Genomic DNA, 4289 nt, shown 5'->3' on the forward strand with positions numbered 1-4289 from the left:
TAATTTCGCCTACGGGGTGTTTAAAGTTCATGAACTTTGCAGCCGATTCGTTCAATATCATAGCACTTGAATCGCTTATGTATTCACGTGAAAAATCACGCCCTTCGGTAATTTTCCAATTAGCTACCTTGCCAAATTCTGGTGTTAGGCGAATGGTTCCAAAATCATCCTGCAGATCTGGCGCTTTGCCTCTCCAGTTTAAACCACTGTTATTAGAATAAACGTCTGTTAACGGGCTGCCCGATTCTGCCATTTCTATTATAGCCCCACTTTGCAGCAGATCGTTACGTACAGCAGCAAAATTTTTGTGGATCTCTTCAGATTTCATACTCATTTGAACCAAGCCTGTACGCTCGTACCCAACAGGCCGGTCTTTGGTATGCTGTACCTGCCTAAAAACGATAATTGTACCGATAATTAGTGTAGCAGAAGTCCAAAATTGTAATACCACCAGTATCTTGCGCGGCAAAGCAGCGTATCTACCAGCCTTAAACGTACCCTTTAATACCTTAACCGGTTGAAATGATGATAAGTAAAACGCTGGGTAGCTGCCTGCAATCAATCCGGTAAGCAGGCTAAAGCCTAAACCCATTATCCAAAAAACAGGATTTGCCCATAGTACACTCATTGTTTTATCGGCAACCTGGTTAAACCATGGCAGTATCAGCAGGACAATAACTATCGAAAAAAGGAAAGCAAAGGCAGTTACCATTAACGATTCGCTAAAGAACTGGCCGATGAGCTGGCTGCGTAATGAGCCTACCGTTTTACGGATCCCTACTTCCTTTGCCCGTTTTTCGGACCGGGCCGTACTCAAATTCATGAAATTAATGCAGGCGAGCATGAGTACAAACATGCCAATAATACCAAACATCCATACAAATTGTATAGCCCCGCCTGTATTAACACCATCCTTAAACTCCGAATACAGGTGCCACTTATCCATAGGGTGTAAAAACACTACCGGTTTAAATGATGCGCCTACTTTATCACCCGCTAAGGCTATATTTTTCTCTTTAAGCGTTTTTATACGGGCGTTAACTTTATTAATATCGGTGTTGTTGTTTAACTGCGCGAAGATCTGGAAGGAGTTATTCCCCCATTGCGTTTGCGCGCGTTTTACCCAGGGCTGACTAACCGGGTACAAATCCCATGGTAGTATAAAGGTCAAATCCCTAAAGGTTGTATTATGCGGAAGGTCTTCATATATACCGGCTACCTTAACCAGATGCTGATTATCCAGCTTAATGGTTTTATCCATGGGGTTTTCGTTACCAAAAATAATTTTGGCTACATTCTCCGAAAGTAAAATGGATGAAGGGTCTGTTAATGCCTTTCTGGTTCCTTTTAGCATTTTAAGGGAAAGCATATCCGGCGCCTCGGGTTGCATAAAGCTGCCTTGCTTTGTTATTTTTTTATCACCAAAAGCCAATATATGCTCATAATTCCAGCTGGAAAGCACTACGTATTTAAAATCGTTACGGTAATTTTTATCCAGCATGGTACCCAAAGGAATGGGCATTGCCACCTGGCTACCTACTTTACCATTAAAAGTTTGATGCTGCCATACCTGAACTATCTTCTCGTGGTTTTTAAAGTATTTATCGTACGATAATTCATCCCATATCCAAAGGCCAATAAGCATAGCTACCGCCATACCAACCGATAGGCCGGTTACATTAATAAATGTATGCACCTTATTTTTTACAAGGTTACGCCATGATATTTTAAGATAATTTTTGAACATGATAAATTGTTTAATTGGCAATTAGCAAGCAAGCTTGCTATGAGGGTAGTATATAAGATACGTGCCAATTTTATAAACAATTAACTATCAATTATTTACATTCAGGTAAGTTTTAGGAAGCGTTCGTAAACGGACAATACAGTGTTCGGTTATAAACAGTTAATTATGAAGTACTTACTTTGTCTTGGTGAGCTATTGAAAACCTTTCCGCGTTATCGCTTTACTAAGTCTTTAACAAGTTACCCATGACAATTTTTTAATAAATGGCGATAAAAAGTGTTCATGTTCACGGTGGTGACCACCCGTGAACATGAATAAATATCTAACAATCAGATATTTAAAAATTCGCCTACTGGCAAAATATTGTCACCATTAATATCAGGATGAAAGCTACTTTAATTCCTTTATTTTGATATTCCTGTAGTTAACATCAAAGCCATGGTCCTGCAACAGGATATGTCCTTGCTGCGCTTCACCAAAATCTTTCCAAACCTTGTATTTACTTATGGCCACCAGGTCGCGGTATTCTTTTGACCCACGGTCATACTCCAGCACTTTTATGCCGTTAAGGTAATGCACCACATGGTTGTTTGGTAAAACCACAATACGCCCGGTATTCCATGCACCTATCTTGTGCACAAAACGGGCTTGTTTTTTGGCGGGGATAAGGTCATATAATGAAGCCAGTGTGCGGTCGCCATCGCGGCCAAGCTTGGCATCGGGGTGTACGGCATCATCCAAGACCTGGTACTCCAGCCCAATGGCCGAGCCGACAGTTTTTTCGGACAGGGTCACAAAATATTTAACCCCGCTGTTGGCCCCCTTGGACATTCTGAACTCAAACGACATATCAAAGGCCTTATACTGCCCATCTGTAATAATATCGCCGCCATTAGCTGCCTCGCCACCTGCCGATCCAAGCACGGATAGTAAGCCATTCTTCACTTCCCAGCCTTTTGTAGGGAAGGTCATTGAGGTAGCGCTTCGCCAGCCAGTATTGGTTTTACCATCAAACAACAGCTTCCAGCCATCCTGTTTCTCATAGGCCGATAAGGTGTTAGGCTGCAGGTTAACCACGTAAACATCTTTAGCAAATGGCTGCGGTTTTAGGTTGGTTGTTTTTATAAGGATATTTTTAAAATACACCTTTTTGCCGGCCTGCCCGGCATCATTAATAGCATGTACCTGCAAGCCAATAAAACCTTTGGCATCAATAGTATCTACTACATAAGCTGAAGCAATACCGTTTATCCAGGTTTTGGTGGTGTTACCAATACATTCGATCTTTATGTGATTAAACTCTCCGTTCTTCCAGGCCGATTGCGCTTTGGCGTTCAGCTCCATTGGGTATAGCCAGTCGCGGCGGCCTTCGTCATAAATGCCGCCTGTCCACTTGCGCGCGCTTGGGTCTATTTCGCATTGGCGGCCATAAACCAATCCCTTACCTTCATGCCCGGCAGGGTTATAATGGCTGCGCAATTGCACGCCCGAATTGGTTATGGTGCTTTCGGTTTTAGCATCCACTTCCAGTATAAAATCGCCGTATTCCTTTTCGGTTACCAGGAAAGTATTACCACTGTTTAATACGGCTGTACCGGTTATACCGCCATTCTCCACTTTGTATTCGGCTTTGCCGGCCAGTATTTTCCAACCACTTAAATCTTTGCCGTTAAACAAATTAGTGTAACCGGTTTTAGTTTGTGCCGATGCGGATTGCATGCCGGCAACAATTGCTGTAGCCAGCAAATAAGTTTTTAAATTCTTCATGTATAATTATTCAGGCTTGATGTGTTAAACTTTTACTTGATGTGTTAAACTTTTAAATTCCATCCGGGTTCGTACTCCCTGCCCCAAAGCTTGGCGGCTTCGGCATCGTTAAGAATGTGGCCGTTGCTGCTATCGAGGTTAAGTACCCGCCCTACCCGCTGGGCAATATTGCCCAATTGCGGTATCACGGTAGATTTATGTCCGTTGATAATAGTTTGGTTAAGCTTTTCGGTACCCTGTATGGCGCTGATAAAGTTCTGTAAATGCACACTGTCAAGCAGCTCGGTAGGGCTTACTTTATTTGATGCATCAACCGCGGCCGCGTCTTTAATTTCTTTCACCAGTTTATTATCATAGTCATAAACCTGGTAGCCATCGCCGCCGCCGTAGTAGATAGTACCGTGGTCACCATAAAATACAACGCCGCGGCCAACGCCTTCCGAGTTGTAGCCATTGCAGCTACGGCCTTCCCATGACATAGCTGTATTATTAGGAAAGTTAGCCAATATAGTTTGCGTATCGGGGGTTTCCCAATCATCTTTAAAAGCAAAACGACCGCCAGATGAGGTAACCTTGTTCGGGAAATCGACCCCCAGCCCCCATCGCATTACATCAATTTCGTGCGTGCCGTTATTGAGCGCCTCGCCGGTACCCCAGTTCCAATGCCAGTGCCAGTTATAGTGTATCAGGTTATCTTTATAAGGCTTGCGTGGCGCATATCCCTGCCATAAATCGTAATTTAAATTTGAAGGCACAGGTATCACCTTCCCCACAC

3 protein-coding genes are annotated in these 4289 nt (G+C 43.2%); all 3 read right to left on the bottom strand.

Annotation, left to right across the window (positions count from 1 at the left end; all coding sequences use genetic code 11):
- Positions 1 to 1747 (bottom strand): ABC transporter permease (locus JWQ85_RS18865; RefSeq protein ID WP_299470712.1); only part of this gene is annotated, 1747 nt, incomplete at its 3' end.
- Between the two features lie 390 nt (positions 1748 to 2137).
- The gene (locus tag JWQ85_RS18870) at positions 2138 to 3514 is read right to left on the bottom strand and encodes a DUF1080 domain-containing protein (protein WP_299470714.1); all 1377 of its coding nucleotides are present in this window, start codon (positions 3512 to 3514) and stop codon (positions 2138 to 2140) included.
- Between the two features lie 44 nt (positions 3515 to 3558).
- Positions 3559 to 4289, bottom strand: a 731-nt coding sequence (locus tag JWQ85_RS18875) for a Gfo/Idh/MocA family oxidoreductase (protein WP_299470716.1), incomplete at its 5' end; no start/stop codon positions are given.

The organism is Mucilaginibacter sp., assembly GCF_028288105.1.
In the GTDB taxonomy this organism is placed as follows: Bacteria; Bacteroidota; Bacteroidia; order Sphingobacteriales; family Sphingobacteriaceae; genus Mucilaginibacter.